15 protein-coding genes are annotated in these 19,087 nt (G+C 68.7%); 5 read left to right on the top strand and 10 right to left on the bottom strand.

All coding sequences use genetic code 11. The features are described from left to right. Positions 1-7: 7 nt before the first annotated feature. The 8 genes from G4H71_RS21245 to G4H71_RS21210 all read right to left on the bottom strand — a co-directional run bounded on the left by G4H71_RS21245 (position 8) and on the right by G4H71_RS21210 (position 8,912). Entirely contained in the window at positions 8-1,069 is a 1,062-nt protein-coding gene (locus G4H71_RS21245) for a ferrochelatase (protein WP_072738222.1), read from the bottom strand. 4 nt (positions 1,070-1,073) lie between these two features. Continuing rightward, complete coding sequence (inhA, locus tag G4H71_RS21240) at positions 1,074-1,910, bottom strand: NADH-dependent enoyl-ACP reductase InhA (protein ID WP_072738221.1); 837 nt, start codon at positions 1,908-1,910, stop codon at positions 1,074-1,076. 74 nt (positions 1,911-1,984) lie between these two features. Beyond that, positions 1,985-2,734 carry a 3-oxoacyl-ACP reductase FabG1 gene (gene fabG1, locus G4H71_RS21235; protein WP_072738279.1) on the bottom strand — a complete coding sequence of 250 codons (750 nt, stop codon included), beginning with the start codon at positions 2,732-2,734 and terminating at the stop codon, positions 1,985-1,987. 86 nt (positions 2,735-2,820) lie between these two features. After that, entirely contained in the window at positions 2,821-3,801 is a 981-nt protein-coding gene (locus G4H71_RS21230) for a VWA domain-containing protein (protein WP_072738220.1), read from the bottom strand. After that, positions 3,798-4,769 carry a DUF58 domain-containing protein gene (locus G4H71_RS21225; RefSeq protein ID WP_072738219.1) on the bottom strand — a complete coding sequence of 324 codons (972 nt, stop codon included), beginning with the start codon at positions 4,767-4,769 and terminating at the stop codon, positions 3,798-3,800. Before G4H71_RS21225 ends, G4H71_RS21230 begins: the two co-directional genes overlap by 4 nt. Beyond that, positions 4,766-5,938, bottom strand: coding sequence for an AAA family ATPase (locus G4H71_RS21220; protein ID WP_072738278.1), 1,173 nt, complete (start codon positions 5,936-5,938; stop codon positions 4,766-4,768). The genes G4H71_RS21225 and G4H71_RS21220 overlap by 4 nt, the downstream gene beginning before the upstream one ends. Positions 5,939-6,412: 474 nt before the next feature. After that, on the bottom strand, positions 6,413-7,906 hold the full coding sequence (locus G4H71_RS21215; protein ID WP_371842432.1) for an NlpC/P60 family protein: 1,494 nt from the start codon (positions 7,904-7,906) through the stop codon (positions 6,413-6,415). Between the two features lie 382 nt (positions 7,907-8,288). Further along, complete coding sequence (locus G4H71_RS21210) at positions 8,289-8,912, bottom strand: Rv1476 family membrane protein (RefSeq protein WP_072738217.1); 624 nt, start codon at positions 8,910-8,912, stop codon at positions 8,289-8,291. A gap of 317 nt (positions 8,913-9,229) precedes the next feature. Between G4H71_RS21210 and acnA the strand changes: the two genes are divergently transcribed. From acnA to G4H71_RS21195, 3 genes are all read left to right on the top strand, one after another. Further along, a complete protein-coding gene (gene acnA / locus G4H71_RS21205; protein WP_072738216.1) occupies positions 9,230-12,034 on the top strand; it encodes an aconitate hydratase AcnA in 2,805 nt (934 codons plus the stop codon). Between the two features lie 184 nt (positions 12,035-12,218). Then, on the top strand, positions 12,219-12,785 hold the full coding sequence (locus G4H71_RS21200; RefSeq protein ID WP_072738215.1) for a TetR/AcrR family transcriptional regulator: 567 nt from the start codon (positions 12,219-12,221) through the stop codon (positions 12,783-12,785). A gap of 197 nt (positions 12,786-12,982) precedes the next feature. Continuing rightward, a complete protein-coding gene (locus G4H71_RS21195) occupies positions 12,983-14,461 on the top strand; it encodes a metallophosphoesterase family protein (protein ID WP_083343109.1) in 1,479 nt (492 codons plus the stop codon). Positions 14,462-14,486: 25 nt separating this feature from the next. Here the strand turns inward: G4H71_RS21195 and G4H71_RS21190 are convergent, their stop codons facing one another. Next, the gene (locus G4H71_RS21190) at positions 14,487-16,118 is read right to left on the bottom strand and encodes an ABC-F family ATP-binding cassette domain-containing protein (protein ID WP_072738214.1); all 1,632 of its coding nucleotides are present in this window, start codon (positions 16,116-16,118) and stop codon (positions 14,487-14,489) included. A gap of 320 nt (positions 16,119-16,438) precedes the next feature. Between G4H71_RS21190 and G4H71_RS21185 the strand changes: the two genes are divergently transcribed. Both G4H71_RS21185 and ku read left to right on the top strand, forming a co-directional pair. Next, positions 16,439-17,572 (top strand): lycopene cyclase family protein, encoded by a 1,134-nt coding sequence (locus tag G4H71_RS21185; RefSeq protein WP_072738213.1) that lies wholly within the window; start codon positions 16,439-16,441, stop codon positions 17,570-17,572. Between the two features lie 95 nt (positions 17,573-17,667). Beyond that, entirely contained in the window at positions 17,668-18,609 is a 942-nt protein-coding gene (gene ku / locus G4H71_RS21180; protein ID WP_072738212.1) for a non-homologous end joining protein Ku, read from the top strand. A gap of 16 nt (positions 18,610-18,625) precedes the next feature. Here the strand turns inward: ku and G4H71_RS21175 are convergent, their stop codons facing one another. After that, complete coding sequence (locus G4H71_RS21175) at positions 18,626-19,087, bottom strand: DUF4334 domain-containing protein (protein WP_072738211.1); 462 nt, start codon at positions 19,085-19,087, stop codon at positions 18,626-18,628.

Genomic DNA, 19,087 nt, shown 5'->3' with positions numbered 1-19,087 from the left:
CGCGGATTCAGCGAGCGGGCGTCGCCGAAACCGGCCGGCCAACCGCGAGGCAGCATCGATCCGCGCACGCCGACCCGTCGAGCCCCACCCCGAGCAGCGGCTCGGTCCCCAGTCGACGAGCCGGAGCGCCCTCGCGCCGTTCGGCGATCAACTCGAGGATCATCCGGGTGAACCGCGGGTCGGTGCCCGGGGTCGCTGCCCGCGCGAAGCCGATTCCGTGCCGGCGCGCCGCCTGCTCGGCCTCGGTGTCCAGGTCCCACACGACCTCGAGATGGTCCGAGACGAAGCCGACCGGGCACACGATCACCGCGGGAACCGATCGGGCGGCGAGAGCGTCGATGTGGTCGACGACGTCCGGCTCGAGCCACGGCACCTGCGGCGGGCCCGAACGGGACTGCCAGACCAGGTCGTAGTCGTCGTATCCCGCCTCCGCCGCGACGAGCCGGGCGGCCTCGGCTACCTGTCGGCTGTACAGGCGGCCACCTTCCGCGGCGGGACCGGCATTCACGTCGGCGGCTTCCGGGACCGAATGCGCCGTGAACACCAACCGGGCCCCGCCCCGCGTCTCGTTCGGGAGGGCAGCGGCCGCGGCCCGCACCGATTCGGCGAACGCGGACACCAGCAGCGGATGGTCGTAGTACTGACGCAGCTTGCGCAGGTGCGGAGCCGTGGCACCCACTGCCTCGCGAGCCCGGGCGATATCCTCGTGGTACTGGCGGCACCCCGAGTACCCACCCCATGCGGAGGTGGCGAACACCAGGGCGTCGCGGACACCGTCCTCCCGCATCCGCTCCACGGTCGCTTCCACCATCGGGTGCCAGTTGCGATTGCCGAAGTAGACGGGCAGGTCCAGGCCCGCGGCGGCCAGGTCCGCCTCCAACCGAGTGATGATGTCGCGATTGAGCGCGTTGATGGGCGAGATCCCCCCGAAGTGCAGGTAGTGCTCGACCACCGCATCCAGCCGCTCGGGGGGGATGCCCCGTCCTCGGGTGACGTTCTCGAGGAACGGACGCACGTCCTCCGGGCGCTCGGGGCCCCCGAACGACAGCACCAGTAGCGCGTCCGTCATCGCGTCAGGCGGTCGGCAGGTTCTCGGGCAGCCACGTGTTGTGGCTCGCGCCGCCGTCCACGTACACGATGGATCCCGTGGTGCCCGGCAGCCAGTCCGACAGCAGGGCCACGACCGACTTCGCCACCACGGACGGATCGTCGACGTTCCACCCGATCGGGGCGGACCCGTCCCAGAACACGTTGAGCTGGTTCATCTTCGCGGCGTCGTCCGTCGCGGTTCCGGCGATGGCCTTGGCGGCGAGGGTCTTGATCGGGCCGGCGGCGACGAGATTGGACCGAATCCGCTTCGCCGCGCCTACCTCGCGGGCGACGTAGCGGTTGACCGACTCGAGCGCGGCCTTCGCGACACCCATCCAGTTGTAGTACGGCATCGCGGTACGCGGATCGAAGTCCATGCCGACGATCGAGCCGCCCTCGTTCATGACGGGAAGCACCGCGCGGGCGAGCGAGGCGTAGCTCCAGGCCGAGATCTCGAAGGCCTTCGCCGCGTCCGGTCCCGGCCCCTCCAGGAACGGCTTGGCGTCCGGACCCATCAAGGTCTTGGGGGCGAAGGCGATCGAGTGCAGGACACCGTCGATCCCCTCCGGCGCGAGCGCGCGGACTCGGTCCGCGAGCGCACCGAGGTCGTCCTCGCTGGTGATCTCGAGACCGATCGCCGGCGGCACCTCCTGTGGCAGGCGCCTGGCGATCCGGTCGATCAGCCGCAGCCGCTCGGGCAGCCCGGTGATGATCACCTTCGCACCCTGCTCCTGCGCCATCGCCGCCGCGTGGAAGGCGATCGACGCGTCGGTGATGATCCCGGTGACGAGAATGGTCTTGCCCTCGAGCAGTCCACCCATGGTGGTGTTCCTCCTGTGCTGGAAGTCGGTACGCGCGTGCGGGTCCGACGCGCGGATTCGGCGGATCTCGTCGCTCAGTGACCCATGCCCATGCCACCGTCCACCGGGATGACGGCGCCGGAGACGTAGGCGGAATCCTCGGAGGCCAGGAAGCTGACCACGGCAGCGACGTCCTCCGGCTTGCCCAGCCGCTGGAGCGGGATGAACTTCTTGGCCATGTCCCGGAGGTCGTCGGGAAGTTCGGCGGTCATGTCCGTCTCGATGAAACCCGGCGCGACGACGTTGGCGGTGATGGACCGCGAACCCAGCTCACGGGTGACCGAGCGGGCGAGACCGATCACACCGGCCTTGGAGGACGCGTAGTTGATCTGGCCGGCCTGGCCCGCCAGCCCCACCACGGAACCGAGGAAGATCAGCCGGCCCCAGCGCCCGCGCAGCATCGCCCGGTTGGCGCGCTTGGCGCAGCGGAAGGCGCCGGTGAGGTTCGCATCGATCACCTTGGTGAACTGCTCCTCCGTCATCCGCATGAGGAGGGTGTCGTCGGTGATCCCGGCGTTGGCCACCAGCACCTCGACCGGCCCCTGGTGAGCTTCGACCTCGGCGAACGCGCGGTCGACCGACTCGGAGTCCGTGACGTCGCACTGGACGCCGAAAAGTCCCTCCGGCACACCGGATCCCCGATGGGTGACCGCCACCTTGTGTCCGTCCGCGGCCAGTCGCTGAGCGACGGCCAGGCCGATTCCCCGGTTGCCACCGGTCACTAGGACCGAGCGCGGGGTGGACACGGGGCGTACTGACTGGTCAGTACCTTCGGTTCGCGACATGAACATCAACCTATCTGGTGAGTCGATTCAGTAACGACGACGGGCACCGGTGGGACACCACCGGTGAGCGGGATCGGACGAGGACATTAGGGCAGGCGCTGACGGAACACCAGCGCCGTCGCCAATCCTGTGGTCGCGAACAGGACCCCGAGCAGCATCCAGGGACGGCTCGCGTCGCCGCGACGCGTCTCGAAGCCGATCTGCTCCTCGAGAGTGTCGTAGACCTTGCGCAGTTCCTCGAGACTCGACGCCGTGAAGAAGCTGCCGCCGGACAGATCCGCGATCTCCCGCAGGGACTCGTCGTCCACGGGCACCGGGATCCGGTCGCTCTCGATCTCCACCCGCCCGTAGGTGGTGCCGAAGGAGATCGTGGAGACCGGCACGCCCTGATCCTTCGCCTGGCGGGCCGCAGTGAAGCCGCCCCGCGGATCGTCCGGGCTCTCCGGCACCGTCTGTTTGCCGTCGGACAGCAGCACGATCCGGGCGGGCGGCGCCTCGTCCCCGCCGCCGAGCACCGCGGCCAGCGTCGAGATGGACTGCAGCGAAGTGAAGATCGCTTCGCCTGTCGCGGTGCGCTCACTGAGCTGCAGATTGTCGATCGCAGCCTTGGTCGCGTCCCGATTCGTCGTCGGGGACACGAGCACCGAGGCAGTGCCCGCGAACGCGACGAGACCCAGGTTGATCCCGGGCGTCAGCCCGTCGGCGAACGATTTCGCGGCTTCCTGGGCGGCGGCCAGCCGGGTCGGCTCCACGTCGGTGGCCTGCATCGAGAGGGAGACGTCGATGGCCATGATCACCGTCGCCCGGTTCCTCGGAACCCGCTCGTCCCTCGTCGGTCCCGCGAGTGCGACGGTGAAGAACACCAGGGACAGCACCAGCAGCAGGACGGGCACGTGCCGGATCCACCCGGGCCGATCCGGAGCGACCCGTTCGAGCAGTGCGAAGTTCGTGAACCGCAGTGTGTTCCGGTGCCTCCGGCGCTGCACCAGGACGTAGCCGACGACGAGCGTCGCCACGACCAGCAGGAACAGCAACCACAACGGGTTCGAGAATTGCGACAGGCTCACCGGCGGGACCCCTGGCTCAGCGCTGCACCGTAACTGTGTTTGCGAGCCTGCACGAAGCGGACGACGTCGGAGATCCAATCCCTGTCCGTGCGCAGACTCAACACCGGCGCACCGGCTCGCCGCAGCGCCTGCACGACGTCGCCACGGTGGGCCGCGGCCGCCCGCGCGAAATCCGCCTGTAGTTGCGGAGTGATCGAGAATTCGCGGGTTCGTCCCGACTCCGGGTCGTGCAGGACGACGTCACCGATGTCGGGGAGTTCGAGATCGCGAGGGTCGAGAACCTCGACCCCGAGGACGTCGTGCCGACCGGCGAGCGCACGCAACGACCGCTCCCAGTCGATGGGGCCCAGGAAGTCGCTGATGACGACCACGAGGCCGCGGCGCCGTTCCGGCCTGCGCAACGCCTCGAGAGCGCCCCGCAGGTCGCCGCGCACCCCGTCGGGTGCGTGCGGAGTGGTGGCGATCCGCCGCAACATCGCCTGGGCGTGCACGCGGCCCCCGCGCGCCGCCATCCGGGTGGTGGTCGCCCCCGTGGACACGACCGCACCCACCCGGTTGCCGCCGTTCGAGGTCAGGTAGGTGATCGCGGCCGCGGCGGCGATCGCGAGATCGCGCTTCTCGCACGCCGCCGTACCGAAGTCCAGGCTCGCCGACAGATCCACCACCAGCCAGGTCTCGAGTTCCCGATCGGCCACCGTCTGCCGGACGTGGGGATGGGTCGTGCGAGCCGTCACCGACCAGTCCATCTGCCGGACGTCGTCACCGGGCTGGTACTCGCGGGCCTCCCCCGGTTCGGATCCGGGCCCCGGGATCAATCCCAGGTGGTCGCCGTGCAGTACGCCGTCGAGCTTGCGGCGCACCGTCAGCTCGAGGGTGCGGAGCGCCGCCGACAGCTTGGGGTCGCTCAGTTCACCGGATCGGAAGGACGGGGGCGCGGCCGCGACGGCACGCTCCTCGCGGGCACTCACCGTGGCCGGCTCATCGCGTTCGGACCGACGGGCACCTGCGCCCCCTGATAGGGCGCCGGTACCGGATGCCCCTGGACAGGCGGCTGCGCGACGGGCTGCGCCGCGATCTGCGGAAGCCCCACCGTCTGCAGGATCCGCGTGATGATGTCGTCCGCGTCGACCTCGTCGGCGAGAGCGTCGTACGAGAGCACCAGCCGATGCCGGAGTACATCCGGCACGACCTCGAGGACGTCCTGGGGAACGACGTAGTCGCGTCCACGAAGCAACGCCAGCGCCCGCGCGGCGGCGATGATGCCGAGGGTGGCACGCGGTGACGCGCCGTAGGCGATCCAGCCCTTGACGTCGTGCAGACCGAGTTGTTCGGGGGTACGTGTCGCGGCGATGAGCCGCACGACGTAGTCGACCAGTGCGTGGTGGACGAACACCGCGCTCGCCACCTTCTGCAGGCGGATGAGTTCCTCGGGCCCGAGGATCTGATGCGGCTCCGGGGCACTCACGCCCATCCGATAGACGATCTCGCGTTCCTCCTCGACCGACGGGTAGTCGACCAGGATCTTGAACAGGAAACGGTCGCGCTGTGCCTCGGGGAGCGGATACACGCCCTCGTTCTCGATCGGGTTCTGCGTGGCCATCACGAGGAACGGATCGGGCATGTGGTACCGCTTGCCACCGATCGACACGTGGCGCTCCGCCATCACCTCGAGGAGCGCGGACTGGACCTTGGCGGGGGCGCGGTTGATCTCGTCCGCGAGGACGAAGTTCGCGACCACCGGCCCGAGTTCGGTGTCGAACTCCTCGCGACCCTGACGATAGATCCGGGTACCGATGAGGTCGGTGGGCACCAGGTCCGGGGTGAACTGGACACGGGAGAAGGACCCGCCGACGACCTTGGCGAACGTCTCGACCGCGAGCGTCTTCGCCACGCCGGGGACACCCTCGAGCAGGACGTGCCCGCGGGCGAGCAAGCCGACCAGGATGCGCTCGACCAGCCGGTCCTGACCCACGATGACGCGCTTGACCTCGTAGATCGCACGTTCGAGCGTCTGCACGTCCGACGCCAGCTCTGCCGACGGTGCGGGAGCGTTCGGTACCGGCGGTGTGGGAGCAGGCTGGGTGGGAGCGGGCTGGGTGGGAGCAGGCTGGGCGGGAACAGGCGGGGACGCCGTCACACCGTTGGTGCGCGCGGGCTCCTTCGTACCGACTGCGGGCGTCTCGGTGGCAGTCGCCTCATCCTGCGTCGCAGCGGCCTCGTCCTGCGCAGCGGCTTCGCCGTGACCACCGCGGGTCGCGGCTTCCGTCTTCACCTCGGCTGCCTTCGCCTCGGCTGCGCTCGCGGCGCCCGTCTGCGAATCGGGCGGCGTGGTTCCGTCCGACCCTGTTCCCGCCGGCTGTGCGTCACTCGTCTTCGAGACACCCGGCTGCACGCCGGTCGACCCGGAGTCGGCGCCCTTCGAATCGGAGCCCTGAGCCTTGTCGTCGGCCTTCGAGCCGTCGACGCCGCCGGAACCAGTGCTTTCCGAGGTCACCAAGAATCCACCGCTTTCACCTGATCGTCCCACCCGTACACGTACTGATCACTATTCCAGGTGCACGTGGACAGACAAACGACCGAGTAACGGCGCTGCCTCCTATGTCCCCATGTCCTACGTCACCATACGTACAGCGTAGGGGGTCATGCCATCCCATCGCACCGGCGACACCTTGACCACCGAGCCGGACTGCGGAGCCTCCAGCATCTGCCCGTCGCCGAGGTACAACGCCACGTGCTGGCTGGCGTTCGGGCCCCAGAAGATCATGTCCCCGCGACGCATCTCGGAGGAGGGCACCTGGGTACCCGCGGTGTACTGATAGCCGGTGTAGTGGGGCAGGGAGATCCCGATACCCGCGAAGGCGTAGATCATCAGCCCCGAGCAGTCGAAACCGACCTTGTCGAAGTCGCCGTAGCTGTCGGCCACGCCACCGTCGCGGATTCCCTTGGTCGGCCCGTTCTCGTCGCCGCCGCCCCACGAGTACGGGACTCCGAGTTGCGACATCCCCCGGTCGATCACCGTCTCGATGGCCGCACTACCGGTGACGGTCGACGTCGAGGGTCTGGTGGACGGCTTCGTCGAGGGGCTGGGCGTGTAGTCGTCGAGTGAGGTGTGTGGTGTCTGTTCCTCCGCCAGCCGAGCGGCGAGCTCGCGCGCCGCCTGGTTCGCGGCGACCCGCGCTGCCGCGTCACGGGCTGCGTCCTGCGCGGCTGCCGCCGCGGCGGCTGCGGCGGCCTCCTCGGCCTGGCGCTGACGTTCCCAGGCGGTGTACGCCACACGCTGCCCCTCGAGCCCGGACGCGTTCGCTCGTGCCGCCTCCAGCTGCGACTGCGCCGCCGCGCGCTCCGATTCGATCTGCGACTTGCGTGCCACCTGACCGTCCAGCGCGGCGCGCGCGGCCGCGATCGCCTGCTCGGCGAGAGACTTGCGTTCCTCGGCCTGCTGCGCCGCGGCGTCGGCCTGCTGCTTCGCCTCCCGCGCCGCGGAATCCCGGTTCGCCTGCTCGGTGCGGGCCCGCTGCAGCTCGTCGAGGACGGCGTTGCGGCTCACCGAGATGAGTTTCAAGGCCTGCGCCCGATCGAGGACGTCGTCCGGCGCGCCGGCACCGAGATAGGCCGAGAGTGAGGACACGTTCGTGCCCCGGACGTAGCTCGACACGGCGTACTCGTCGAAGTCGGTCTGCGCGAGATCGATCTGCGCGGCGGCGTCCCGCAAGCCCTCCTGGGACGCGAACACGGCACTCGCCGCGGCGTCCGCGGCGCTGCGCGCGTTCTGCAGATCGACGAGCGCCTTGTTCACACTCTCCCGCCTGACGGCGACCTCGTTGTCGAGTTCGGCGAGCCGCTGGTCCGCCGCGGCGACGAGATTGATCAGTGCGCTCACCTCGCCGGCTCCCGCCGCCACCCGAGTCTGCGCGTCCGCGATGTCGAGATCGCTCGGGTTCGGCGGTGGCGGAGGAACCGCGATCGCCAACTGGCCCGAGCCGATCAGCAACGTCGACACGAGTGCGATCCCGACGGCGAGGGTGCCGGTCCGGAGCGCCCTCGCGCGCGAGCGCCGATGGCGCCGGGTGCGAGAGCCGAGTCCGCCCACAGGTGCCCGTTTCACACGTCTCTCCCTCGGTGCTGCGCCTCGACGGCGCCTCGCGCCCACCGCACCGCCACCATCCGTCCCGCGGGAAGGATCGCGTCAGTCTGGAGCACTTCTTTCACAAGGCGCATCATTCGCACCGTACGACACTCGCAGCCCGCGCGGAAACATTAGCCACAAATAACACATTGGTAATTCGACCTGCGCAAACTCGCGACATAGGCCGAGATCACCGGAATCATCCGTATCGAACGGGAGTAATCGGACAAATGCCGGACGAACGTCGACAGCGGCGTCCCGAAACCGGACAACTCGGTCGGTCGACCCCTCGGCGTCGACAGTCGGAAAACGGTCGGAATTCGGACTCCGGCCGAGGGAGTACGTAGCGCGAATCGACGATTCAGGGTCGCGCCGAGGGCGCATCCTCCGGAACGTGCCGATCGCCGGTTCCCTCCGACGAAGAGGCAGGCGCATCGTCCCCGCGTCGGAGCTTCGCCCGGATCAGCGCCGCCGTCGCCAGTGCGACGACACCGAGCACGAGGACCGTCAGCAGGGTCCACGGTGGGCCCGGCTCCAGCAGGTCGTCGACGAAGTTGTCCGCAGCCACCACCGCGTCGCCCCCGGTGTAGGTCCGGTCCTGCCCGGACTCGAGCTGGACTCGGCTGATCGAGTCGCTGTACGAGCCCACCCAGTTGGGGCTGAGCACCAGAACCGTCCCGCCCTCCTCGGCGCCGACGTCGGTGGCCAGGTCACGTAGTTCCGAATCGCGGGTCGGGTTCTCCTCGAGTACGACGATGCTCAGGTCGATTCCGTGCCCGGCCGCGCGATCGACGACCGCCAGCAGTTCGTCCACCACGGCGTCCGGCGCCGCGACGCCGTCCGCGGCCACGTCGGCGAGGATCTCCGACACCTCCACCCCGGAGGGCAATTCCACCGCACGCGGAAGAGCAGCCACGTGCGGAACCGCGGTAGCGGCCGGCGAGGCCGCACCGAGCGGCAACACAGTCACGAAAGGTGCAGACATCTCTCATCCGTTGTCGAGGTGAATGGAACGCGACCCCCGGGAGTGCACACTACGGCAGGCCCCGGTCGGGCTCGACGATTGCCGGCGCGCGACACGAAAGTGAAGACTGGAACCATCGGGTGAAGTTCGAGGGTACGAAGGGTGCCCTCAGCTTTCACAGGACAAGCGTACTGTTAGACTGGAGCGAGGTACCACGGCACCGGCCGGTCCCGGCACCGCTGTTCCCGCAGCGCAGCCCCCGAGATCGCCGCGCGGCCGTGTCCTCCGGCCGTCGACACAGCCCGGTCGACGGCTAATCGAAGACGAGTGGAGCTGACGTGAGCACGAGTATTGATTCGTTCGGCGCCAAGGGCACCCTCGAGGTCGGTGAGAACTCCTACGAGATCTTCCGTCTCTCGGCGGTGCCCGGCACCGAGAAGCTGCCCTACGCACTGAAGGTTCTCGCGGAGAACCTCCTTCGCACCGAAGACGGTGCCAACATCACCGCCGATCACATCCGTGCCATCGGGAACTGGGACCCGTCGGCGCAGCCGAGCATCGAGATCCAGTTCACGCCGGCCCGTGTGATCATGCAGGACTTCACCGGCGTCCCCTGTGTGGTCGACCTCGCCACCATGCGTGAGGCCGTGACCACCCTCGGCGGCGACCCGAACAAGGTCAACCCGCTCTCCCCCGCCGACATGGTCATCGACCACTCGGTGATCCTCGACGTCTTCGGTCGCGCCGACGCGCTCGAGCGCAACGTCGACCTCGAGTACGAGCGCAACGGCGAGCGCTACCAGTTCCTGCGCTGGGGACAGGGCGCGTTCGACGACTTCAAGGTCGTCCCTCCGGGCATGGGCATCGTGCACCAGGTCAACATCGAGTACCTGGCACCGACCGTCATGACCCGCAACGGCCAGGCCTACCCGGACACCTGCGTCGGCACCGACTCGCACACCACGATGGTCAACGGCCTCGGCGTGCTCGGCTGGGGCGTCGGCGGCATCGAGGCCGAGGCAGCGATGCTCGGACAGCCCGTCTCCATGCTCATCCCGCGCGTGGTCGGCTTCAAGCTCACCGGCGAGATCCAGCCCGGTGTCACGGCCACCGACGTCGTGCTCACCGCGACCGACATGCTCCGCCAGCACGGCGTGGTCGGCAAGTTCGTCGAGTTCTACGGCAAGGGCGTCTCCGAGGTGCCCCTGGCGAACCGCGCCACGCTGGGCAACATGAGCCCCGAGTTCGGTTCCACCGCAGCGATCTTCCCGATCGACGAGGAGACCATCAACTACCTGCGCCTCACCGGCCGCAGCGACGAGCAGCTCGCGCTCGTCGAGGCGTACGCCAAGGAGCAGGGCATGTGGCACGACCCGGACAAGGAGCCGGTGTACTCCGAGTACATCGAGCTCGACCTCAACACGGTCGTTCCGTCCATCGCCGGCCCCAAGCGCCCGCAGGACCGCATCCTGCTGTCGGAGTCGAAGATCGCGTTCCGCAAGGACATCCACAACTACGTGGAGGAGCAGCACCCGGCCGAGCACACCCAGCTCGACGAGGCGATCGAGGAGTCGTTCCCGGCCTCCGATCCGGCGACGCTGTCCTTCGCGGACGACGGCGCCGTCGACGTCCAGTCGGCCGCGAACGGCGCCGAGGGGCGCCCGAGCAAGCCGGTGAAGGTCACCTCGGACGAGCTGGGCGAGTTCGTCCTCGACCACGGCGCGGTCGTCGTCGCCGGTATCACCTCGTGCACCAACACCTCGAACCCGTCGGTGATGCTCGGTGCGGCTCTGCTCGCCCGCAACGCCGTCGAGAAGGGGCTGTCCACCAAGCCGTGGGTCAAGACGAACATGGCCCCCGGTTCCCAGGTCGTCACCGACTACTACGAGAAGGCCGGCCTGTGGCCGTACCTCGAGAAGCTCGGCTACTACCTCGGTGGATACGGCTGCACCACCTGCATCGGCAACACCGGCCCGCTGCCCGAGTCCGTGTCCGCGGCGATCAACGACAACGATCTGACGGTCACCGCGGTGCTGTCCGGCAACCGCAACTTCGAAGGCCGCATCTCCCCCGACGTCAAGATGAACTACCTGGCCTCGCCGCCGCTGGTCATCGCCTACGGGCTCGCGGGAACCATGGACTTCGACTTCGAGAACGATGCTCTCGGCAAGGATCACGACGGCAACCCCGTGTACCTGAAGGACATCTGGCCTTCGGCTCAGGAGATCGACGACACGATCAAGTCGGCGATCAGCCAGGACATGTTCCGCAAGTCCTACGAGACCATCTTCGCCGGTGACAGCCGCTGGCAGAATCTGTCCACCCCGGAGGGCGACACCTTCGCGTGGGACGAGAAGTCGACGTACGTCCGGAAGCCTCCGTACTTCGAGGGCATGACGATGGAGCCGGCACCGGTCACCGACATCAAGGGCGCTCGCGTCCTCGCGCTGCTCGGCGACTCGGTCACCACCGACCACATCAGCCCGGCGGGCCCGATCAAGTCCGGCACCCCGGCGGCCCAGTACCTGGATTCCCACGGAGTCGAGCGCAAGGACTACAACTCGCTCGGTTCCCGCCGCGGTAACCACGAGGTGATGATTCGTGGCACCTTCGCGAACATCCGCCTCCGGAACCAGCTCCTCGACGACGTCTCGGGCGGCTACACGCGGGACTTCACCCAGGAGGGTGGCCCGCAGTCCTTCATCTACGACGCGTCGCAGAACTACCAGGCGGCGGGCATCCCGCTGGTCGTGCTGGGCGGCAAGGAGTACGGATCGGGGTCCTCGCGCGACTGGGCGGCCAAGGGCACGTCCCTGCTCGGCGTCAAGGCCGTCATCACCGAGTCGTTCGAGCGCATCCACCGCTCCAACCTCATCGGCATGGGCGTGGTCCCGCTCCAGTTCCCCGAGGGCGAGAGCTACAAGTCGCTCGGGATCGACGGCACCGAGACCTTCGACATCGAGGGCATCGCCACGCTCAACGAGGGTGTGACTCCCGAAACCATGCGGGTCACGGCTACCAAGGAGAGCGGCGAGAAGATCGTGTTCGATGCGGTGGTCCGTATCGACACCCCCGGTGAGGCGGACTACTACCGCAACGGCGGCATCTTGCAGTACGTGCTCCGGAACATGATCCGGAACTAGTCACTCTGCTCGTGCGCACGGCGGATTCAGCCCCGGCTGGGTCCGCCGTGCGTCGTTCCCGAACCTCCCGTTCCCGAACCTCCCGCTGCCGAGCCCCGTTACCCCGGAGCCCCCGAGCTCGATACCCACGAGGATCGTCCGGTCCCGACACGACGTGAGCCCATCCCGAAAGTAGGAATCGACAGTGCCCAAGGTCAGTGAGGACCATCTCGCGGCACGGCGCAGCCAGATCCTCGACGGCGCCCGCCGGTGTTTCGCCGAGTACGGCTACGACGGCGCGACCGTCCGCCGGCTCGAGGACGCCACCGGACTGTCCCGCGGCGCGATCTTCCATCACTTCAAGGACAAGGACGGATTGTTCCTCGCCCTCGCCCACGAGGACGCCACCCGGATGGCCGACGTCGTCGCCGAGGGCGGTCTCGTCCAGGTCATGCGCGACATGCTCGCGCAGCCGGAACAGTACGACTGGCTCGGCACGCGTCTGGAGATCGCGCGCCGTCTGCGCACCGACCCCGAGTTCCGGCGCAGCTGGCTGCAGCGATCCCAGGAACTCACCGAGGCGACGCTCGCGCGCCTGGCCGCACAGAAGTCCGCCGGCCGCCTCCGGGACGACGTACCGACCGAGGTTCTCGTCGGCTACCTCGATCTCGTACTCGACGGGCTGATCGCCAGGATCGCGTCCGGCAACACCGGAGCCCAACTCGATGCGGTACTGGACCTGGTCGAGGAGTCCGTGCGCAAGCACGAGTGAACCCGTTCGCCCGGGATCCGGTCGTTCGAGACACGTCGTTCGAGACACGTCGTTCGAGACACGTCGTTCGAGACACGTCGTTCGAGACACGTCGTTCGAGACACGTCGTTCGAGACACGTCGTTCGAGACACGTCGTTCGAGACACGGCCGCCCGGGCGTCACGTTCCCCTCACCCGGAGCCGATACCGTAGTCGGAATGTCGACGACGTCCTCCCCGCGGCAGTCCCTGCCGTACTCTCGGCCCGCCTCACCGCACCTCTCGCGTCGCACGCTGCTGCGCGGTGCCGGCATCGGCGCCCTCACCGTCGCGGGCCTCGGCTTCGGCGCCGCGGCGAGCACCGCGAGGAGCCCGGCGGTCCTCGCCGCCGATCTCGAGGTCGTGACGGTCACCACGACCTCGGTGACGCTGTCCTGGGTCACGTATGCGGTCGCCTCCCCCGGCCCCGACGGACTGCCCGCGTTCACCGAGGCCGACACCGAGGTGTCCCTCGGTCCCGCCGACTCCGCAGGCCCGCCACCGCTCGCGCATTCCGATCCGACCCCACGCATCTCGCACCTGGTCACGGTGTCCGGCCTCGAACCCGGACGTGAGTATCGGTTCGAAGCGCGTTCGGCGGGCCGGCGGGCGGTCCCCACCCTGGTCGCCACGAGGACGCCCGCGTCACCGGAGATCGCGGGAGTCGTCCGCACCCTGGTGCCGCCGCCAGGACGGTTCGTCGGGACCGTGGCGGTCCTCAACGACACCCATGTCGGCGAGGACCGCCACGGCCTCCTGTTCGGCGACTTTCCCCGGGCCGTCGAGCAGGAGCCGGGTCTGCCCCCGTTCGCAGAGGTGATGCTCTCTGCCGCCCTGGCCGAGATCGGAGGGCACGATGTCGCGCATCTGGTGGTGAACGGCGATCTGACCAGCGAGGCGCGACCCACGGAGGTCCGGCGGGCCCGCGAACTCCTCGACGGATACGGGCGGCTGGGGCACGAATACAGTGTCACCCGCGGCAATCACGACCGGCCGCACACTCCGGAGTCCGATCCCGACGCCGGGTACGACACCGCCTCCCCGATTCCGGGCACGGACCATTTCGACGCGTTCGGGGACGCGTTCGTCCCGTTCCAGACCGCGTGGACGAGGGACGTCGGCGGATTGCGCGTCCTCGGCGTCGATTCCACCCACCTGGACGCCGCGGGAGGGGTGATCTCGGCGGAACAGTTCGCCGACATCGAGCGGACCCTCGCCGACGAACCCGACCGCCCCACGATGATGCTCGCACACCACCCGGTCACCCGGGAATCGGCCGGGACGAATGTGGGTGGCCCCGGATTCGTCCTCGCGGACGCCGACGCACAGCGTCTCCAACAGCTACACGCCTCGAACCCGGGGGTGTTCCTCATGCTCGCCGGCCACACGCACCGGTGCCGCGTCACTCGCGGCGACACGAACGCCGCGGTCGAATACCTCGAGACCGGCAGCGGCGCCGGATACCCGGGCGGCTACACGTTGCTCCACCTGTACACGGGCGGATACCAGGTGAACTTCCATCGCACCGCCTCCGAGCAGGCGCTGCGATGGACGCGTCGGTCCCGATTCGCCACGATGGCGTTCCTCCCCGAATACACCCTCGGCACCTTCCACGACCGCAACCACGTCGTGCTGCGGGACCTGGCCGGGCTCGCGTGACCGAGCCCGGGCAGGCCAGCACCGGTCAGGCCAGCTGGATGAGCTCGAGGTAGTCCTGCGACCAGTGGTCCTCGGTGCCGTCCGGAAGCATGATGACCCGTTCCGGGTTCAGCGCCTCGGCCGCGCCCGGATCGTGGGTCACGAGTACGACGGCACCCTCGTAGCTGCGGAGTGCGTCGAGAACCTGCTCGCGCGAGATCGGGTCGAGGTTGTTGGTCGGTTCGTCGAGAAGCAACACGTTCGCCGCCGACGAGACGAGGCCCGCGAGCGCCAACCGGGTCTTCTCACCTCCGGACAGCGTCCCGGCGGGCTGTTCGAGCTGCGGGCCGGTGAACATGAACGCACCCAGCAGCCCACGCAGGTCCTGCTCCCCCGCGTCCGGCGCAGCATGCCGGATGTTCTCCCACACACTCGCCTCGTCGTCGATCGTGTCGTGTTCCTGCGCGAAGTACCCGACCTTCAGTCCGTATCCGGGAACGAGCTCACCGAGATCCGGAGTCTCGGCACCGGCCAGCAACCGGAGCAGCGTCGTCTTTCCCGCACCGTTGAGGCCGAGGATCACCACGCGGGAACCGCGGTCGATCGCGAGATCGACCCCGGTGAAGATCTCGAGGGACCCGTAGACCTTGGTCAGTTCCTTCGCCATGAGCGGCGTCTTGCCGCACGCGGCCGGAGTCGGGAACCGGATCTTCGCGGTCTTGTCCGCCACGCGGATCTCGTCGAGATCGTCGAGGAGCTTGTCGGCACGCTTGGCCATGTTCTGTGCGGCTGTCGCCTTCGTCGCCTTCGCTCCCAGCTTGGCCGCCTGAGCGCGCAGCGCGCCCGCCTTCTTCTCGGCATTCGCCCGCTCACGCTTGCGGCGCTGTTCGTCGGTGGCACGGGCGTCGAGGTACTTCTTCCAGCCCATGTTGTAGATGTCCGCCTCGCCGCGCACCGCATCGAGGAACCACACCTTGTTGACCACGTCGGCGAGCAGGTCGACGTCGTGACTGATGACGACGAGGCCGCCGTCGTGGCCCTGCAGGAATCCGCGCAGCCAGGTGATCGAGTCGGCATCGAGGTGGTTCGTCGGCTCGTCGAGGAGCAGGGTCGTATTCGACTTGCCGCCGGAGCCGTCCGACGCCGCGAAGAGGATCCGGGCCAGCTCGACTCGGCGGCGCTGGCCTCCGGAGAGGGTGCGCAGCGCCTGCTCCAGGACGCGGTCCGGCAGCCCGAGGCTGCTACAGATCCGCGCCGCCTCGGACTCGGCCACGTACCCGCCGAGAGCGGAGAACCGGTCCTCGAGAACCCCGTACTTGCGGACGGCCGCGTCACGCTCGGCGTCGTCGACGGCCTCGGCCATGATCGCCTGCTGCTTCTCCATCCCGCGGAGGATGTCGTCGAGACCGCGTGCCGACAGGACGCGGTCCTTCGCCAGGACGTCGAGGTTGCCTTCCTTGGGGTCCTGCGGCAGGTATCCGAGATCGCCGTTGCGGATCACCGTGCCCGCATACGCCTCCCCCTCGCCCGCCAGGATGCGCAGCGTCGTCGTCTTGCCCGCGCCGTTGCGCCCGACCAGCCCGATCCGGTCGCCCGGCTGGATCCGTAGGGCGGGCCCGGGCGCAGACAACAGCGTGCGCACGCCGGCTCGCACTTCCAGATCAGTGGCGGTGATCAACGAATCTCCTCGTGTGTTCGGGGCTGGGTGTGGTTCGCGGCCGGTGGGGTTCGGCCGCAGGCACACGAACTGCCCACTTTACCGTGGCGGGCCGATCCGAATCGCCTGCATTTGTCGGTCGATGCAGTGAGATCGCCTACGTCGGAGCCGCCGACGAGTGCAGCAATTCTGGCTTTCCTGGTATTCCGTCACGGCCCGACTCGATATCTCATCATTACTGTATCGACTGCAGTGCTGATGTACTCGATACGTGATCTGTGCACCGACCGGAAAGCTCCCAGGTCGGAGCATCTGCGCGGCCGCTCGGCTACCCTTCGCTCGTGCCTCCCCCCTCCCCGATCGCCGACCTCCTCGTCGTCGGTCTCGGGCCGGCCGGCCGAGCGCTGGCACACCGGGCTGCCCGGTCCGGGCTGCGGACCGTGGCGGTCGACCCGCGCCCGGCCAGGTCGTGGACGCCGACCTACGCACTGTGGGCCGACGAGGTTCCGGCCTGGCTCGGCACCCGGGTCCTGCGCACCCACGTCCGCTCTCCCCGCGTCTGGACAACCCGCGAGCGCGCCCTGACCCGCGCCTACGGAGTGCTCGACAACGCCGCAGTCCAGCGTGCACTCGCCCTCGACGAGGTGGAGGTGATTTCCGGCGTGGCCGTGGCGCTCACGTCCCGGACGGCAACCGTGCGTACTCCCGGTGTCCCCGATCTACGCGAGGTGTCCGCCCACACCGTCGTCGACGCCCGCGGGACCCGTATCGCCCCGGGGAGAGCCGAACAGACCGCATTCGGGATGGTCCTCCCCCGAGACGTCGCGGCGCCGGCGCTCGGCGACGGCGAGGCCTGGTTCATGGATTGGCGCCCGGATCACGGTGCCCCGCCGGCAGCCCCGGCCTCGTTTCTGTATGCCGTACCGATCTCGGCGGATCACGTCCTCCTCGAGGAGACATGCCTCGTCGGCCGGCCCGCGACGGGTGTCGACGAACTCCGGACGCGATTGCACCGTCGACTGCGCGCCCGCGGTGTACGGATCCCCGACGGCGCGCCGACCGAACGCGTGCACTTCGCGGTGGAGCCCGGCAACACCGCCACTCCTGCACTGGCGTTCGGAGCCCGCGCCGGTCTGACGCATCCGGGAACCGGGTACAGCGTCGCCGCCTCCCTCGACGCGGCGGACACGCTCGTCTCGGCCCTGGTCTCGGGCCGCAGTCCGGACAAGGCGCTGTGGCCTGCTCGGGCCCGCGCGGTACACCGCCTGCGCGGGGCCGGGCTCGAATCCCTCCTCCGGCTCCGGCCGGATCGGACGGCAGAGTTCTTCGACGCCTTCTTCGATCTCCCCGAGACCGACCAGCGCGCCTTCCTCTCCGGCCGGGACGATCTCGCGGGAACCGCGCGGGCCATGTGGGCCCTGTTCCGCGGTGTCCCGGCCGGGCTCCGCTGGACGCTGGCCCGGTCCGCTCTCTGAGAGCCGGAACGAGACCGTTCCGGGCCGCCCACGGAAAACATCGCTCTCGACCGGTTCTTGTCGCCGCGGGCGGGATTCTGGGCGATCATGGGGTGATGCGGTCCATCTGGAAAGGTTCGATAGCGTTCGGTCTCGTCAACGTCCCGGTGAAGGTGTACTCGGCGACGGAGGACCACGACATCCGGTTCCACCAGGTCCACGCGAAGGACGGCGGACGGATCAAGTACCAGCGCGTCTGCTCCGTCGACGGAGAGGTCGTCCCCTATGCCGACATCGACAAGGCCTACGAGTCCGAGGACGGGGTGCGGGTCATCCTCACCGACGAGGACTTCGCCGAGCTCCCGGCTGCGGAGAAACACGAGATTCCGGTGCTCGAGTTCGTCCCGAACGATCAGATCGACCCGATCCTCTTCGAGAAGAGCTACTACCTCGAACCCGACGGATCCTCGCCGAAGGCCTACGTCCTGCTCGCGACGACACTCGAGGACACCGACCGCACCGCGATCGTGCACTTCACCCTGCGGCAGCGAACCCGGCTCGCGGCGATGCGTTCCCGGGACGGGGTACTGGTGATCCAGACTCTGCTGTGGCCCGACGAGGTCCGCGAGGTGAGCTTCCCGTCCCTCGACGGTGCGGAGAAGCCGCAGAAGAAGGAACTCGCCATGGCCGGCACTCTCGTCGAGAGCATGTCGGCGGACTTCACGCCGGAGGACTTCACGGACGAGTACCAGGAACAGCTCCGGGCACTCCTCGACGAGATGATCGCCAGCGGCGGCAAGAAGGTCATCGCGACGGAGGAGGCCGCCGAACCCGGCCAGGACGCCGAGGTCGTCGACCTCGTCGCCGCACTGCAGCGCAGCGTGGAAGCCGCGGGCGGCGGCAAGTCCGAATCACGCACGTCGGCGAAGAAGGCCACGCGCAAGGCACCCGCGCGCACGACGACCACGAAGAAGGCGCCCACGAAGGAGACGGGAGCACGCAAGAGCCCGGCGAAGAAGACGGCCGCGAAGAAGACCGACGAGCGCAAGCGCGCGTGACGCGGCCCGCGGGCCGTCAGTCGCGGGCGAGCCAGAAGTAGAACGGCTTCCCACCGTCGAGGGCGAATCCCTTGCCGTTCATGATCCCCATGACGGTGTCCTCGTCGACCTTCTTGAAGTGGTCGAACACGGCCATCCCGTCGTAGACCATCGTCGCGGTCACCTCCCCGCGGAACTCGACCATCCACAGGCTCGCCTCACCCCGGCCTGCCGTCGTGTCCGAGTACAGCGCGCCGTCCTCGTCCCGACAGATCAACGGCTTGACGTCCATCAGCGCATCGAAGCGTTTGCCGTACCACCCCGATTTCCCGAGCATCGCGGCGGCACGGTGGCCGGTGTCGAAGGCGCCCCCACGCCACAGGCCGGTGAACAGGCCGGTCTCGGCGACGTCGAGACGAGCCCACAGGGCGTCGAGTTCCGCCGAGTCGAGCCGGTGACCACTGCGGACGAGTTCCGCGAACTCCTCGGGTACCGCCAT

Origin of the sequence: Rhodococcus triatomae (genome assembly GCF_014217785.1) — a bacterium.
Taxonomy (GTDB): Bacteria; Actinomycetota; Actinomycetes; order Mycobacteriales; family Mycobacteriaceae; genus Rhodococcus_F; species Rhodococcus_F triatomae.
The sequence above is the reverse complement of the archived record's forward strand: the minus strand, read 5'-3'. Positions and strand labels throughout refer to the sequence as shown.

Coding starts and splice junctions, on each gene's coding strand:
- G4H71_RS21245 (WP_072738222.1), bottom strand. CDS start 1,069: ATGACGGACGCGCTACTGGTGCTGTCGTTCGGGGGCCCCGAGCGCCCG.
- inhA (WP_072738221.1), bottom strand. CDS start 1,910: ATGGGTGGACTGCTCGAGGGCAAGACCATTCTCGTCACCGGGATCATC.
- fabG1 (WP_072738279.1), bottom strand. CDS start 2,734: ATGTCGCGAACCGAAGGTACTGACCAGTCAGTACGCCCCGTGTCCACC.
- G4H71_RS21210 (WP_072738217.1), bottom strand. CDS start 8,912: ATGTCTGCACCTTTCGTGACTGTGTTGCCGCTCGGTGCGGCCTCGCCG.
- G4H71_RS21195 (WP_083343109.1), top strand. CDS start 12,983: ATGTCGACGACGTCCTCCCCGCGGCAGTCCCTGCCGTACTCTCGGCCC.
- ku (WP_072738212.1), top strand. CDS start 17,668: ATGCGGTCCATCTGGAAAGGTTCGATAGCGTTCGGTCTCGTCAACGTC.
- G4H71_RS21175 (WP_072738211.1), bottom strand. CDS start 19,087: ATGGCGGTACCCGAGGAGTTCGCGGAACTCGTCCGCAGTGGTCACCGG.